This window comes from Streptomyces sp. NRRL S-350 (assembly GCF_000719705.1).
Classification (GTDB): Bacteria; Actinomycetota; Actinomycetes; order Streptomycetales; family Streptomycetaceae; genus Kitasatospora.
On the sequence record NZ_JOHO01000042.1, the window covers coordinates 1 to 13,184 of the forward strand.

The 13,184-nt window shown below is 72.5% G+C and carries 12 protein-coding genes; 7 read left to right on the plus strand and 5 right to left on the minus strand.

Annotation, left to right across the window (positions count from 1 at the left end):
* A partial coding sequence (gene dnaK, locus IF30_RS0128520; protein ID WP_030243768.1) for a molecular chaperone DnaK occupies positions 1–1,362 on the minus strand: 1,362 nt, incomplete at its 3' end.
* 195 nt (positions 1,363–1,557) lie between these two features.
* Positions 1,558–3,642 (minus strand): SpoIIE family protein phosphatase, encoded by a 2,085-nt coding sequence (locus IF30_RS0128525; RefSeq protein ID WP_037901500.1) that lies wholly within the window; start codon positions 3,640–3,642, stop codon positions 1,558–1,560.
* Between the two features lie 290 nt (positions 3,643–3,932).
* Between IF30_RS0128525 and IF30_RS0128530 the strand changes: the two genes are divergently transcribed.
* The 3 genes from IF30_RS0128530 to IF30_RS0128540 all read left to right on the plus strand — a co-directional run bounded on the left by IF30_RS0128530 (position 3,933) and on the right by IF30_RS0128540 (position 6,278).
* The gene (locus tag IF30_RS0128530) at positions 3,933–5,114 is read left to right on the plus strand and encodes a cytochrome P450 family protein (protein ID WP_030243772.1); all 1,182 of its coding nucleotides are present in this window, start codon (positions 3,933–3,935) and stop codon (positions 5,112–5,114) included.
* A 222-nt stretch (positions 5,115–5,336) separates the two neighbouring features.
* Positions 5,337–5,708: a hypothetical protein gene (locus IF30_RS0128535; RefSeq protein ID WP_030243775.1), complete on the plus strand. Its 372-nt coding sequence runs from the start codon at positions 5,337–5,339 to the stop codon at positions 5,706–5,708.
* Positions 5,709–5,858: 150 nt separating this feature from the next.
* Entirely contained in the window at positions 5,859–6,278 is a 420-nt protein-coding gene (locus IF30_RS0128540; RefSeq protein WP_030243777.1) for a hypothetical protein, read from the plus strand.
* Positions 6,279–6,392: 114 nt separating this feature from the next.
* Here the strand turns inward: IF30_RS0128540 and IF30_RS0128545 are convergent, their stop codons facing one another.
* Positions 6,393–6,848 carry a hypothetical protein gene (locus IF30_RS0128545; protein ID WP_158835530.1) on the minus strand — a complete coding sequence of 152 codons (456 nt, stop codon included), beginning with the start codon at positions 6,846–6,848 and terminating at the stop codon, positions 6,393–6,395.
* A 573-nt stretch (positions 6,849–7,421) separates the two neighbouring features.
* Here IF30_RS0128545 and IF30_RS42100 point away from each other — a divergent pair.
* Entirely contained in the window at positions 7,422–8,102 is a 681-nt protein-coding gene (locus IF30_RS42100; RefSeq protein ID WP_051711396.1) for a VC0807 family protein, read from the plus strand.
* A gap of 272 nt (positions 8,103–8,374) precedes the next feature.
* Here the strand turns inward: IF30_RS42100 and IF30_RS0128560 are convergent, their stop codons facing one another.
* Complete coding sequence (locus tag IF30_RS0128560) at positions 8,375–8,881, minus strand: nuclear transport factor 2 family protein (RefSeq protein WP_030243786.1); 507 nt, start codon at positions 8,879–8,881, stop codon at positions 8,375–8,377.
* A gap of 201 nt (positions 8,882–9,082) precedes the next feature.
* A complete protein-coding gene (locus IF30_RS0128565; RefSeq protein ID WP_030243788.1) occupies positions 9,083–9,934 on the minus strand; it encodes a LysR family transcriptional regulator in 852 nt (283 codons plus the stop codon).
* Positions 9,935–10,029: 95 nt separating this feature from the next.
* On the opposite strand from IF30_RS0128565, the gene IF30_RS0128570 reads away from it, so the two are divergent.
* The 3 genes from IF30_RS0128570 (at position 10,030) to IF30_RS0128580 (ending at position 13,145) form a co-directional block, all read left to right on the plus strand.
* Positions 10,030–10,761 carry an SDR family NAD(P)-dependent oxidoreductase gene (locus tag IF30_RS0128570; protein WP_030243790.1) on the plus strand — a complete coding sequence of 244 codons (732 nt, stop codon included), beginning with the start codon at positions 10,030–10,032 and terminating at the stop codon, positions 10,759–10,761.
* Positions 10,762–11,071: 310 nt separating this feature from the next.
* Positions 11,072–12,199: a carboxylate-amine ligase gene (locus IF30_RS0128575; RefSeq protein ID WP_199807944.1), complete on the plus strand. Its 1,128-nt coding sequence runs from the start codon at positions 11,072–11,074 to the stop codon at positions 12,197–12,199.
* Between the two features lie 124 nt (positions 12,200–12,323).
* Positions 12,324–13,145: a 2OG-Fe dioxygenase family protein gene (locus IF30_RS0128580; RefSeq protein WP_051711403.1), complete on the plus strand. Its 822-nt coding sequence runs from the start codon at positions 12,324–12,326 to the stop codon at positions 13,143–13,145.
* Positions 13,146–13,184 lie beyond the last annotated feature (39 nt).

The following is a 13,184-nucleotide window of genomic DNA, read 5'->3' on the forward strand; positions in this document are numbered from 1 at the left end:
GATGTCGAAGGTGACCTCGATCTGCGGCAGGCCGCGCGGCGCCGGCGGCAGGCCGGTCAGCTCGAACATCCCGAGCTTCTTGTTGTACGCGGCGATCTCCCGCTCGCCCTGGAAGACCTGGATCTGCACGGACGGCTGGTTGTCCTCGGCCGTGGTGAAGATCTCGGAGCGCTTGGTCGGGATCGTGGTGTTGCGCTCGATCAGCCTGGTCATGACGCCGCCCTTGGTCTCGATGCCCAGGGACAGCGGCGTGACGTCGAGCAGCAGGACGTCCTTGACCTCGCCCTTCAGCACACCGGCCTGCAGGGACGCGCCGATGGCGACGACCTCGTCGGGGTTCACGCCCTTGTGCGGGTCCTTGCCGGTCAGCTCCTTCACCAGGCCGGTGACCGCCGGCATCCGGGTGGAGCCGCCGACCAGGATCACGTGGTCGATGTCGGAGACCTCGATCCCGGCGTCCTTCACCGCCTGGCGGAACGGCTGCTTGCAGCGCTCCAGCAGATCCGCGGTCAGCTGCTCGAACTGCGCGCGGGTGAGCTTCTCGTCCAGGTGCAGGGCCCCCTGGGCGGAGGCGGTGATGTAGGGGAGGTTGATCGTCGTCTCGGTGGCCGCGGACAGTTCGATCTTGGCCTTCTCGGCCGCTTCCCGCAGTCGCTGGGTGGCCATCTTGTCCCGGGCGAGATCGATCCCGTAGCCGTTCTCGAACTGCTTGACCAGGTGGTCGACGACCTTCTGGTCCCAGTCGTCGCCGCCCAGGTGGGTGTCTCCGTTGGTGGACTTGACCTCCACCACTCCGTCGCCGATCTCCAGCAGGGACACGTCGAACGTTCCGCCGCCCAGGTCGAAGACCAGGATCGTCTGGTCGCTCTCCTTGTCCAGCCCGTAGGCCAGCGCGGCCGCGGTGGGCTCGTTGACGATCCGCAGCACCTTCAGGCCCGCGATCTCCCCGGCCTCCTTGGTCGCGGTGCGCTGGGAGTCGTTGAAGTACGCCGGCACCGTGATGACCGCGTCCGTCACCTCGTCGCCCAGATAGGCCTCGGCGTCGCGCTTGAGCTTCTGCAGGACCCGGGCCGAGATCTCCTGTGCCGTGTAGCGCTTGCCGTCGACGTCGCCGTGCTCCGGGAAGCGCCAGGCCGCCTCGCCCACGTGCCGCTTCACCGACCGGGCGGTGCGGTCCACGTTGGTCACCGCCTGGCGCTTGGCGATCTCCCCGACCAGCACCTCGCCGCCCTTGCCGAACGCCACGACCGACGGCGTGGTCCGCGCGCCCTCCGCGTTGGGGATGACGGTGGGCTCCCCGGCCTCCAGGACACTGACGACGGAGTTCGTCGTGCCGAGGTCGATACCGACCGAGCGTGCCATGATCCCGCTCCCTTCCCTCCCCGTCCCCACGGCCCGTCGGCCGCCGGCCGGGTGTGGCGCCCGTCCCGGATCGCGGTCGGGGCACCGCGCGTCGCTCCTTCGCCTTCCGGGATACGTCTCCCCTCACGCGCATGTCAACGCCCCCGTCCCGATACCCCGGCACGCCCTCCTGCCGGGCGCCCGCCACCGCCGGGTTCAGGAGGGGTCCGGCCGGATCCGGGTCATGAGCAGGGCGATGTCGTCGCCGGACGCCGCGTGGGGCAGCGCGGTGAGCAGGAGGTCGCAGATGGCTTCGATGGGCCGCCGATAGGTGCCGAGCAGATCGGTGAGGGCGGCCAGACGGACGTCGATGTCCTGGTCGCGGACTTCGACGAGCCCGTCGGTGTAGAGGAGCAGTTCGTCGCCCGGGCCCAGTTGCACTTCGGTGGTGCGGAACAGGGCGCCGTTCACGCCGAGGGGAGCGGCGGGTGGCAGGCGCAGGAGCTCGGGCGGGTGACCGGGGCGGGTCAGGACGGGCGGCAGGTGGCCGGCGGTGGCGATGCGCAGGGACAGATCGCGGGGGTCGTAGAGGGCCAGGACGCAGGTGGCCAGAATGTCGTCCAGGTCGGCGGTGACGTCGTCGAGGCCGGCGAGGACTTCGGCCGGCGTGAGGTCCAGCTTGGCCAGCGCGCGGGTGGCGAGGCGCAGTTGGCCCATGGTCGCGGCGGCGTTGATGCCGTGGCCCATCACGTCTCCGACGACCAGGGCCGTCCGGTCGGCGGCCAGGGGTATGACGTCGAACCAGTCGCCGCCGGGTTCCCCGATGGCGGCGGCGGGCTGGTAGCGGTAGGCGATCTCCAGCCCGGGCCTGGACGAGGGTGTGGGAGGCAGCAGGTGGCGTTGGAGGGCGAGGGCGGCGTGGCGCTGGCGCTGGTACCAGCGGGCGTTGTCGATGCACACGGCGGCGCGGGTGGCGAGTTCGCCGACCAGGAACATGTCGTCGCTGTCGAAGGGCTCGGCGGTGCGGGCGCGTTTGAGGTCGATGGCGCCCAGCACCTCACCGCGGGCGGTCAGCGGCACCGCGAGATAGGAGTGCACGCCGGCCCGGGCGAGCAGGTCGGCCGCCTCGGAGTCGCGGGCGATGCGGGCGAGGTCGTCCTCACCGACGTCGGGAACGAGAACCGGGAGGGCGGTGGCGACACACCGCGTGACCAGCCGGGTCGAACCGTACTGGGTGAGCTCGCCGACGGGGTCGGCCGCCCGGGCGGCCTCCGTCGGGTAGGCGGTCTTCACGGCCAGCGCCCGAAAACGCATCGCGTCACCGGTCGGGTCGGCGGCCGCCGCCGGGTCGCGCAGGGCGGAGTCGAGGATGTCCACGGCGACGACGTCCGCGATCTCCGGCACGAGGACATCGGCGAGTTCCCGGGCGGTGGTGTCCAGGTCGAGGGTGGTGCCGATGCGCACGGAGGCGTCCGCGATCAGTGCCAGACGCCGACGGGAGCGGGCGGCCGCGGTTGACGCCTCCTGCTGCGAAGTGATGTCCAGGGCGGAGGCGGCGGCACCGATCACTGCCCCGCGCTGGTCCTCCAACCGGTAGACGGACACCGACCAGGTGTGGTCGGCGTCGGGATCGCCGGGCGGCCGACCGGTCATGCTCTGCCCCAGCACCGGTCCGGCGCCCGCGAGCACCCGGCGTATGGCCGCCTCGGCGCGAACGGCGTCCAGACACGGCAGCACCTCGCCCACGCGCCGCCCGAGGTGCCGGGAGGCGGGCCGGCCGCTGATGCCCTCCAGCGCCCGGTTCACCATGACGAAGCGCAGGTCGGTGTCGAAGACCGCCACCGCGATCGGCGTCTGCGACACCAGCTGTCCGGACAGCGCCAGCTCCCGCTCCAGTTGCCGTACGGTGGCCAGGTCCGAGGCGATCCCGAGGGCGTAGAAGCGGCCTCCCCGGTCCTGCAGGCGCATGTTGCGGAACTCCGCCAGCCGCGTGCTGCCGTCCTTGTGCCGGACGGGGAACACGCCGGCCCACGGCCCGCCCCCCGCCATCACCTTCGCGAACAGGGCACTCACGAGCTCCCGGTGCCGCTCGTGGACGAGCAGGCGCGCCGCCGGAGCGCCCAGGGCCTCCTCGGCGCGGTAGCCGAACAGTTCCTCGGCCTGCGGGCTCCACAGGGCGACCCGGCCGTCGGCGTCCAGAACGACGGCCGCCACTCCCAGCACGTCGAGAAGCCCGCCGGCCGCCGACGGGCCTTCGGCAGCGGAACCCGAACCGGTCGGCTCGCCCTGTGCCGTGCTCATCCCGCGCCTCCTGCCCCGCGGCTCCCGTCCGAGCAGCCCGCGGCTCCCGTCCGAGCAGCCCGCGCCCGGCCATTCGCAGCAGTTCCTCCATCTTCCCCCACCGTGGCCCCGCGGGCCCCGCCACGCAGCCCCGGGCGGCCCGCACGGGAGGCCTCCCCGCCGAGGCGGCCTCGCTACGCTCGGTCGCGCGGGCCGCCACCGCACGCAGCACCCTCCGATCCGCACGACCGCCCCGCGACCCCCGAGACCCCCGAGACCCCCGAGACCCCCGAGACCGCGAACGGATGAGCATGAGCAGTCCCTTCCAGGACCCCGACTTCCTCCGGGATCCGTACCCGACGTACGCGGCACTCCGGCGCAGCGGGCCCGTGCAGGAGCTCCCGGGCGCCGGGCACCGGGCCGGCTTCGTCGTGACCGGCTACGACGAAGCGAAGCAAGCACTCGCCCACCCCGGGCTGTCGAAGGACACGCATCGCTTCTTCGCCGGCAAGGAGACCGGTCGCAGTCTCCACCCCGCCGTCACGCGGAACCTGCTGGCCACGGATCCCCCGGACCACACCAGGTTGCGGCGGCTGGTCACCAAGGCGTTCACCCCCGGCGCCGTCGACCGCCTGCGCCCGTACATCGTCGAGTCGGCCGACGCCCTGGTCGACTCGTGGGCGCCCGGGGAGGAGGTCGACGTCATCGACGGGCTCGCCGTCCCGCTGCCCGTCACCGTGATCTGCCGGCTCCTCGGCGTCCCGACTGCCGACCGGGACCGCGTTCGGGCGTGGTCGACGGACCTGTTCGCCGCCGGCGACAACCAGCGTGTCGACGCCGCGTCCCACGCCCTGGCCGACTACCTGGCCGCGCTGGTCGCGTCCAAGCGCCGCACCCCGGACGACGCGCTGCTGTCCGCTCTGGTCGCCGTTCGGGACGGCGACGGCGACCACCTGACCGAGCAGGAGCTCGTCTCGTTGGCGGTGCTGCTCCTGGTCGCCGGGCACGAGACCACCACCGCCGCGATCGGCAACGCCGTCCTGGCGCTGCTCCAGCACCCCCGTCAGTCGGAGCGGCTGCGGTCGGACCCGGACCGAATCGAGCGCGCGGTCGACGAACTCCTCCGCTACGACTCCGCGGTCGCCATCGCCACCTGGCGCTGGGCCCCCGAACCGGTCCGCGTGGGCGGGACGGACGTTCCGGCGGGCAGCCCGGTGTCCGTCAGCCCGGGCGCCGCCAACCGCGACCCCGCCCGCTTCGCCGACCCGGACCGGCTCGACCTCGCACGGGAGGACGCGCACGCGCACCTGGCCTTCGGCCACGGCATCCACCGGTGCCTCGGCGCACCGCTCGCGCACGCCGAGGTGGCCACTGCGCTACGCGTGCTCCTCACGCGCTTCCCCGGGCTTCGACTCGGCCGACCCGCCGACCAGTTGCGCTGGCGCCACTCGCGGCTCATCCGCGGGCTGGAATCACTCCCCGTCCTGCTGTAGCCGGGCGGCCGGCGGTCGGCCGGCCCCGCCCCCAAGCCTGCGGCCGGGTGGGCGACGGACATGAAGGGCGATCCGCCCGCCTCGAACGCCCTCTCATGGACCAACTACCTTCCGAATGGCCGGTATTGATCTCCCCATCGCGGTACGGCCCTCCCCTAGGGTCCTCCGTAGCCGACGGGGGGCACAGGCTCTCCCGTCGTGTCCGCACGAGGGAGCCGCTTCATGCCGACCCGCCGCACGTCGCTGCGTTCCGCCGTCGCCGCCCTCGGCGTCGGCGCGGCGATCGTCCTGACCTCCACGCCCGCCTCCGCCGCCAACGAGGGAACCTACTCGGGCAACTGGGGGAGCTGCGCCGCCACGGAGGAGATCCAGCTGCGGACCGTCAGCGGCGCCACCCACGACTGGATGGAGTTCTTCCCGACCGGAACCGGCGCCAACTGCGGATTCAGGATCGTGAGGAACGGCGACCCGTCGTTCTGGGACTCCACCGGTGCCGGCTCCGGCTGGCTCTACGACGGGCCGGGCAACCTCCTCTGCCCGCAGATCTATGACCGGAGCACCGGCATCGTGAAGTGGTCGGGCGTGCGCAACTAGCCTGAGCCGCGCCCCCCGTGACGGGAACTCGGCTCGACCACCACGGGTTGCTGCCCGCCGGCTGGACGACAACGGACAGCCGGCGCCCTCGGAACCATCCGCACCACTCCCCCAGCACACGACTCGTCAGATCGAGGAGAATCCGGAACCGTGTTCAAACTCCGAGCCACCGGGCGCGCCATCGCCATGTCCGCCGCCGCCCTCACCCTCGCCGGCGGTGCAACCGTCGGCCTCGGCGGGACCGCCGACGCCGCCGTCGGAAGCCCGAACCAGGCGACCACGGACTGGTTCCAGCTCTACGTGAGCAACAACGGCAACAACCCGTACTACACCGTCTGCAACCACCAGTCCGGTGCCAACACGGTCTACGTCGGCGTCACGGACTACGGGTCCGGCAACAACGTGCTGCTTCAGGACACCATCACCGGCTGGCAGACGTACGGCACAAACATCAACTTCAACGCCGGCGGCTGCGAGTCGTTCTTCATCAAGGGCACCAACGGCCACGCGTACATCGGGTACATCAAGGCACCCACCTACTACTCCACGGGTGTGGTGACCTACAACTGACCCCGGTGGTCGCACCACCCTGACGTCACCGACGCCCTCCCCCGGCACACCGCGGGGAGGGCGTCACCCCGCCCGGTGCGACCGGGCGCTCAGGCCGCGGCGGGTGGCACCGGCTCACGACGGGAAGTGCCGACGGCGTGCCCGGTACACCGCCACCGCGGCGGCACCGAACGCGGCCAGCGCGAGCACCAGACCACCCACCAGGACCGGGTTGACCCAGGACTCCACCAGTTCACCGTCCGGCCCGCATCGCACGCTCACCGGAAACATCCGGGTGGTGATCGTGTGCCCGGGAAAGCCCAGAGCGGCGCAGTACTCGAGGGCGGACATCCACCCCGGCCCCGACGTCAGACCGGTGGTGAACGCCCCGTACGCCGTGCAGACTCCCAGGAACGACAGCCCGACGAACGTGCCGGCGTCGAAGGACGACCGCCGCTGACGCCGGGCACGCACCGCCCGGCTCACCACCACGACCACACCGGTCAGGAACAGGACCGGCGCGATCACCGGGCCGAAGAGGACAAGACCGATGAGGACCATCTGGGCGTCGGCGGCCCCGGAGGCCGTCACGATCACAGGAAGCGCTTGGGACACGCACCGTTGGACTCACCGCGCCACCGTCACGGTTCCACATCCTCCCGGCAAGTTGTCCGCGGCGACCGATCGCGGCCGCCGCCGCGCGCCCGTGTCGAGATGGCCACCGCCGCGCGGCCTCGGCATGCCACAGTCCGTAACCAGTGCGGAGTATGCGTCGTGCGGACGGCTTGGTGCCGGCCGCGCGGGCGAACCGGTGGATCATTGGCGGACTTCCGACCGGCTGACGGGGACTCGGGTTGAGCCGTCGCCCGGCGCGGAAGAAGTGATCTGTGCAGGTAACACGTGGCAGTCAATGCGGGCAACGACCCCAGACGTCGGCCGAGTCCGGCGACGCGGAACCGGAACCGATCCTGCGGGGCCGCCGGCAGGGCGGGGAGTTCCGGGAGGTCGAGACCACGCTGATGGCACTCGCCGTGAAGTCCGCGATCGACTCCGCCATCGTGCGCAGGACTCAGCAGCCTCGCCTGAGCGTGGACGACCGCGTCCGCGAGACCACCGCTCGGGCCCTTCCCGCGAACCGGAGGACGTCATGACCACACACGCGACGTGTCGGCGGTGACGACCCCCGAGGCACCGCCGCGGCCGAGCGGCCGACGCCTGCTGCTCGGTGTCGTCTGGGACATCGTGGTCCCGATCGCGTTGTACTACGGCCTGCGAGCCGCCGGCGTCGGCGTGTTCGTCGCGCTGCTGGCCGGCGCCTTCCTGCCGGCGTTCACTACGGCGGTGCAGTGGCTGCGCACCCGCAGCCTGGAGGGCATGGCGGGCTTCGTCGCCGGGACCATGCTGCTCGGCGTCGCAGCCGCGCTGGTCAGCGGCAGCCCCCGGTTCCTGCTGGCCAAGGACGGCTGGCTGACCGGCGTCGCCGGGCTCTGGTTCCTGATCTCGATCAGGGCCAGGCGCCCGCTGCTCTTCCACGCCGGCCGCCCCCTGCTGGAGGGGCGGTTCCGCTCCGACGGCACCTCCTGGGACGTGCTGTGGGAACGCGAACCGGCCTTCCGGCGGATCTGGCGGGTCTCGACCGCGATCTGGGGCGTGGCGATGCTGCTCGACGCCGCCGTCCGGGTCGTGATGGCCTACACCCTGCCGGTGGACCTGGTGCCCGGCCTGGGCGCGCTGCTCTGGCCGGTCACGCTGCTGCTGTTGCAACTGGTCAACGGCGTCTACTACGAGCTGGCCGGGCTCTGGCGGCTGACCTCCGGCACGGCCGCCCGCTCGGCGGACGGGTGAACGACCGCCCGCCGCGCTCAACCCGCCGTCCGGGGCCATCACTCGGCGTGCGAGGCGCCCGGGAGCACGGCCTGCCGGTCGGGCCGGCTTCCCCTCGGTGCCCGACGGTGCCCGGCGGTGCCCGACGACGTCTGGCGGCCCGTCAGGACCGGCTGTGACGCGCGGACGGGCCGGGCCGGGCGGCCGGGGCCTGTCCGGGGCCGCGCAGTGCGATGGCCACGAAGTCCGGTGCCGGCAGGGCCCTTTCGTACGGTCCGGCCGTGGAACGTCTGTCAGCCGAAGATCGCGGCAGGTTCGCCGGTGAACCAGCTGTTGTCGATGCGGAGCCGGCGGATGACCCAGCGGTCGCCGTGGCGGACCAACTCGACGTCGTAGAGGTTCTTGAGCAGTGCGCGCGTGGCGGGGTCGGCAGTGAGCAGGTGCTGGGCTTCCACCACGGCGGTGAGCCGGGCGGTGTCGCCGTCGACCGTGATGCGCGGGTTGGTGACCTGGTGGGTGGTGTCCACCCGGCCGGTGAACATGGCCAGGATGGTCGTGACGATGGTGTCGCGCCCGGACATCACCGGCGGCCTCGCTCCCCACTTGGCCGCGGCCGGGCGGAAGTCCAGCTCGGCGTCGGCGGCGAAGGACGAGGCGAACAGGTCCTTGTCCTTGAGGTCCTGCCCCAGACCGAAGCGGTAGAGCGCGTCGGTGATCTCTGCACGGTCCCTGAGCTCTGCGGCTACGGCGGCGGTGTCGTGCGCGGGCGCAGCCAGGGCGTGATCGTGGGTGACGTACATGATGTTCTCCCGTGCAGGTCAGGTGTGTTCCGGCGCCTCTCATCCTGCTGCGGACCGGATGGGGCATCAACGCGCACTTTCGCAACGATCGTGAAGCCTCGATCAACGAAGACGGGTGCGGGGGTGACGGAGCGACACGAGTGCGTGCCGCTGCTGGCCGCGGGCGGGTGGGTCACGGTGCACGGGTGGCCCGCATCGGAACTACCGGAGGCGGGTCGCGGTCCGGACGAGGTCGGCGACGGCTCTGGACCGGCTGTGCGGCGGCCAGGCGATCACGGTGACGACTTTCGGCGCGTCCAGTACGGGCACGGCGGCGAGGTCACCGGGCAGTTGGGCTCGGCAGGATTCCGGTGAGACCGCGCAAGCACGGCCGAGCGAGACGAGTTGCAGCAACTGCGCGTGGTCGCGGACCTGCGGGCCGGGGCCGGGCGGGTAGGTGCCGTCGGGGTCGGGCCAGCGCGGCAGGGGCAGGCCGGGCAGCCGGGTGATGTCGGCCATGTGCACATGGGGCCGGACGGTGAGCGGATGCCCGGCCGGTAGGACCACCACCTGACCCTCCGTGCCGAGTTCTTCGGTGTGGAACCCGGCGGTCGAGTCGAACGGCCGGTGCAGTAGCGCCACGTCGGCCCGGCCCTCGCGCAGTAGTCGTTCCTGTTCGGCCGGGCCGCACAGGATGACGTCGACGGGGGCCGCGCCGGGTTCGGCGGCGTACGCGTCCAGCAGGTTCGCCAGCAGTTCGCGGGACGCGCTGGCCTTCGTGACCAGGACCAGGCCGGGGCGGCCGGTCGGGGGGAGGGCGGCGCGGCGGGTCCGGCGCTCGGCCGCTTCGACCGCGTCGAGGGCCGCCCGGCCCTCGGCCAGCAGCACCGAGCCGGCTTCGGTCAGCGTGACGGTGCGGCTGGTCCGATCCAGTAGCGCTGCCCCGAGTCGGCGTTCGAGCTGCTGGATCGCCCGCGACAGAGGCGGCTGTGCGATTCCGAGCCGCTGTGCGGCGCGCCCGAAGTGCAACTCCTCGGCGACGGCGACGAAGTAGCGCAGTTCCCTGGTCTCCATCGGGCCACGGTACTCCGGATCGATACCCGGAAGGTATCGTTGCCCACCCGATCGGTCTTGGACCCCCGTCGGGGTCCGGGAGCAGCATGGTCCCCATGAGCGAACGAACGATTGCGCTGGTCACTGGCGCGAACAAGGGAATCGGCTACGAGATCGCCGCAGGCCTGGGCGCCCTCGGCTGGAGCGTCGGTGTCGGGGCCCGCGACGATCGGCGCCGCGAGGCCGCGGTGGAGGGACTGCGCGCGGCCGGCGTCGACGCGTTCGGCGTACCGCTGGACGTGACCGACGACGCGAGCGCGACGGCCGCCGCAGGGCTGATCGAGGAACAGGCCGGGCGCCTCGACGTGCTCGTCAACAACGCCGCCATCACAGGCGGGATGCCCCAGGAGCCCACCCGCGTCGACCCGGCCACCGTCCGCACGGTCGTGGAGACCAACGTCATCGGCGTCATCCGCGTCACCAACGCGATGATGCCGCTGCTTCGCCGCTCCGCCTCACCGCGGATCGTGAACATGTCCAGCAGTGTCGGCTCCCTCACCCGGCAGTCAGGAACCGCCGGTGAGCTGACCACAGGTCCGGTGTCCGCGGCGTACTCACCGTCGAAGACGTTCCTGAATGCCGTCACCCTCCAGTACGCCCGGGAGCTGAGCGACACGAACATCCTGATCAACGCCGGCTGCCCCGGCTACGTCGCGACCGACCTCAACGGCTTCCGGGGCGTGCGCACCCCCGCGCAGGGCGCGGCCATCGCCGTCAAACTCGCGACCCTGCCCGACGACGGCCCGACAGGCCGGTTCTTCGAGGACGCCGGCGCAGTGCCCTGGTGAAGCGCACGGCGGTCGACACCCGCGCGGGGAGAGGTCGCGGACGGGCTGGGGCCCGGTGGTCGGCGTCGGTGCGCGCAGAGGCCGGCGCGTCAAGGGCAGGGGCACCGCGGTCGCTGGGCGGGGTCACCGCGGCCGGCGTCCCCTCGGCCTGCGGTGCGTCGGTGTGCAGAACAGGTGCGGTCGACCAGGGCCGGCAGCTCGGCGCCTTGCATGCCGTGTCGGAGGCGCGCGTTCCGTTCGGGCGGGTGATGCTGGGCAGGTGAACGGCAACGGTGACAGATCGGTCGGCTCTCGTCCGTCGGTGCCCACGGTGGGAGTGGAAGAAGAGTTCTTCGTCGTGGGGGCCGAATCCCGGTTCGTCGAGCCGGCCGCGGGGCGGGTGCTGGCCCGGGCCGCTCAAACGCTGGGGCAGGACGTCTCGGGTGAGTTCACCGACTTCCAGATCGAGATCAGGACGCCGCCGTGCACCGACGTGTCGCAGCTGCACCGGGAGCTGACGAGCCTGCGCGCCGGCGTCGCGGCGGCGGCCGAGGCGGAGGGACTGCGGGTGTGTCCTTCGGGCACGCCGGTGCTGCGTCCGCCCGGGCCGATGCCGGTAGCGGAACATCCGCGCTACCGGGCCAGCACCGACCTGTTCAGATCGATGATGGACGACTTCGCCGTCAGCGCACTGCACGTCCACGTTCACCTGCCCGACCGGGACCTGGCCGTGGAGGTCTCCAACCACCTGCGGCCCTGGCTGCCGCTGCTGGTGGAGATGAGCGCGAACTCGCCCTTCTGCGACGGCCGCGACACCGGGTACGCGAGCTGGCGCTCGGTGATCCGGCTGCGCTTCCCCTGCCTCGGCCCCCCGCCGTACGCGCAGTCGTTCGAGCACTACCGGCGGCAAGCCGCCGCCATCGCGGACGTGGGCGGCATGCCGTTCGCGGATCTGCCGTTCTGGGACATCCGCCCGCACCCGCACCTGCCCACCGTGGAAGTGCGCTGCATGGACGTCCCCGCGGATCCCGCCGACTCCGCGGCTCTGGCCGCGGTCACCCGGGCCCTGGTGACCACGGCCGCCGACAGCGCGAGCCGGGGCACCGCGGCCCCGCATCCGCCGGCCGAGCTGCTGCGCTGCGCCTACTGGAGTGCCACCCGGGACGGCTGGAGCGGCCGCGGCCCGGACGCCCTGACCGGGGAGATCCTGCCCGCGCCGGTCCGGGGTTCCCGACTGCTGGACCACATCCGCCCGGCGCTGGAGGAACACGGCGACACCGAGACGGTCATGGCGCTGCTGCGGCGGCTGGCGGACCGCGGGTCGGGGGCGCACCGCCAGCGTGCCGCTTCCCGCCGGCCGGGCGGCCTGGCCGCGGTGGTGGACGACCTGGCCGGGCCGCCCGGCACACCCGCGCCCGGCGTGGACGCCGCGCCGGCGGCGAAACCGCCCGCCACCTGACCGGCGGGTGTGCGACGGCGCCGGACCCGCGCTCGTGTCAGCCTGGGATCCCCACGACACGCCACCACCCGTGGCCGCACGACCGGCCGAGGCCGAGCTGTGCGCTGTGACTCAGGAGGCCCCCGTGAAGCAAGCCCCGACCGTGCCCGACCACCCGCACGCCACCAGCACCGTCACCGACGCGCTGCGCGGCCAGGGCTTCGCCCGCTACCGCGCCGCCGACCTGGACCTGGACGTCACCGCGCACCGCGCGGACCTCGCGGAGATCGAGGACGTCTTCGCCGCTCTCCCGCTCGACCCCTACGCTCCCGGCACGCACCGGTTCCGCCGCTACTCCCACGCCGTCTACCTACCGTGGACCGGGCAGCTGGACTTCATCCCCGGCGCCCCCGACCCCACCCACGGCACGGTCACCGAGTACTGGCAGGACGACCACAATCCGGAGTTCCCGGACGTGCGGCGCCGTCTGCCCGACCTGCCCACCACGCTGCACGCCAACGCACTCCTGCTGCGCCTGATCCACACCGACCTCGCGCACGCCATGTGGCTGGAGGACCTCCACCGCACACCGGTCTACGTCGGCATCCACCTGCTGAAACTGGCCGTCGACGCCGACGCCGAAACCGCCGTGTCGTCCCCCGACTGCCTCCACCAGGACGGGGGCTCCCCGGCGACGTTCACCTTCGCCCACTTCATCGGCTCCACCAACATGAGCGGCGGCGAGAACGTCATCGCCACGCCCGAGTCCGCCGGCCGTCAGCCCGGCAACCTCCCCGACACCGCGGTGCACGCACGCTTCACCCTGAGCGACCCCCTCGACGGCTACGCCGTCCACGATCACCGGGTCAGCCACTACGTCGCCCCCGTACGGCGAGGCGCCGGACCCGGACCGGGCGAGCGCCGCATCCTGATCATCGGTCTGGCCCCCTACGGCCCCCGCCTCTAGGCCACAACCCCGAGGACAAGACCCCGGACAGCTGCCTCG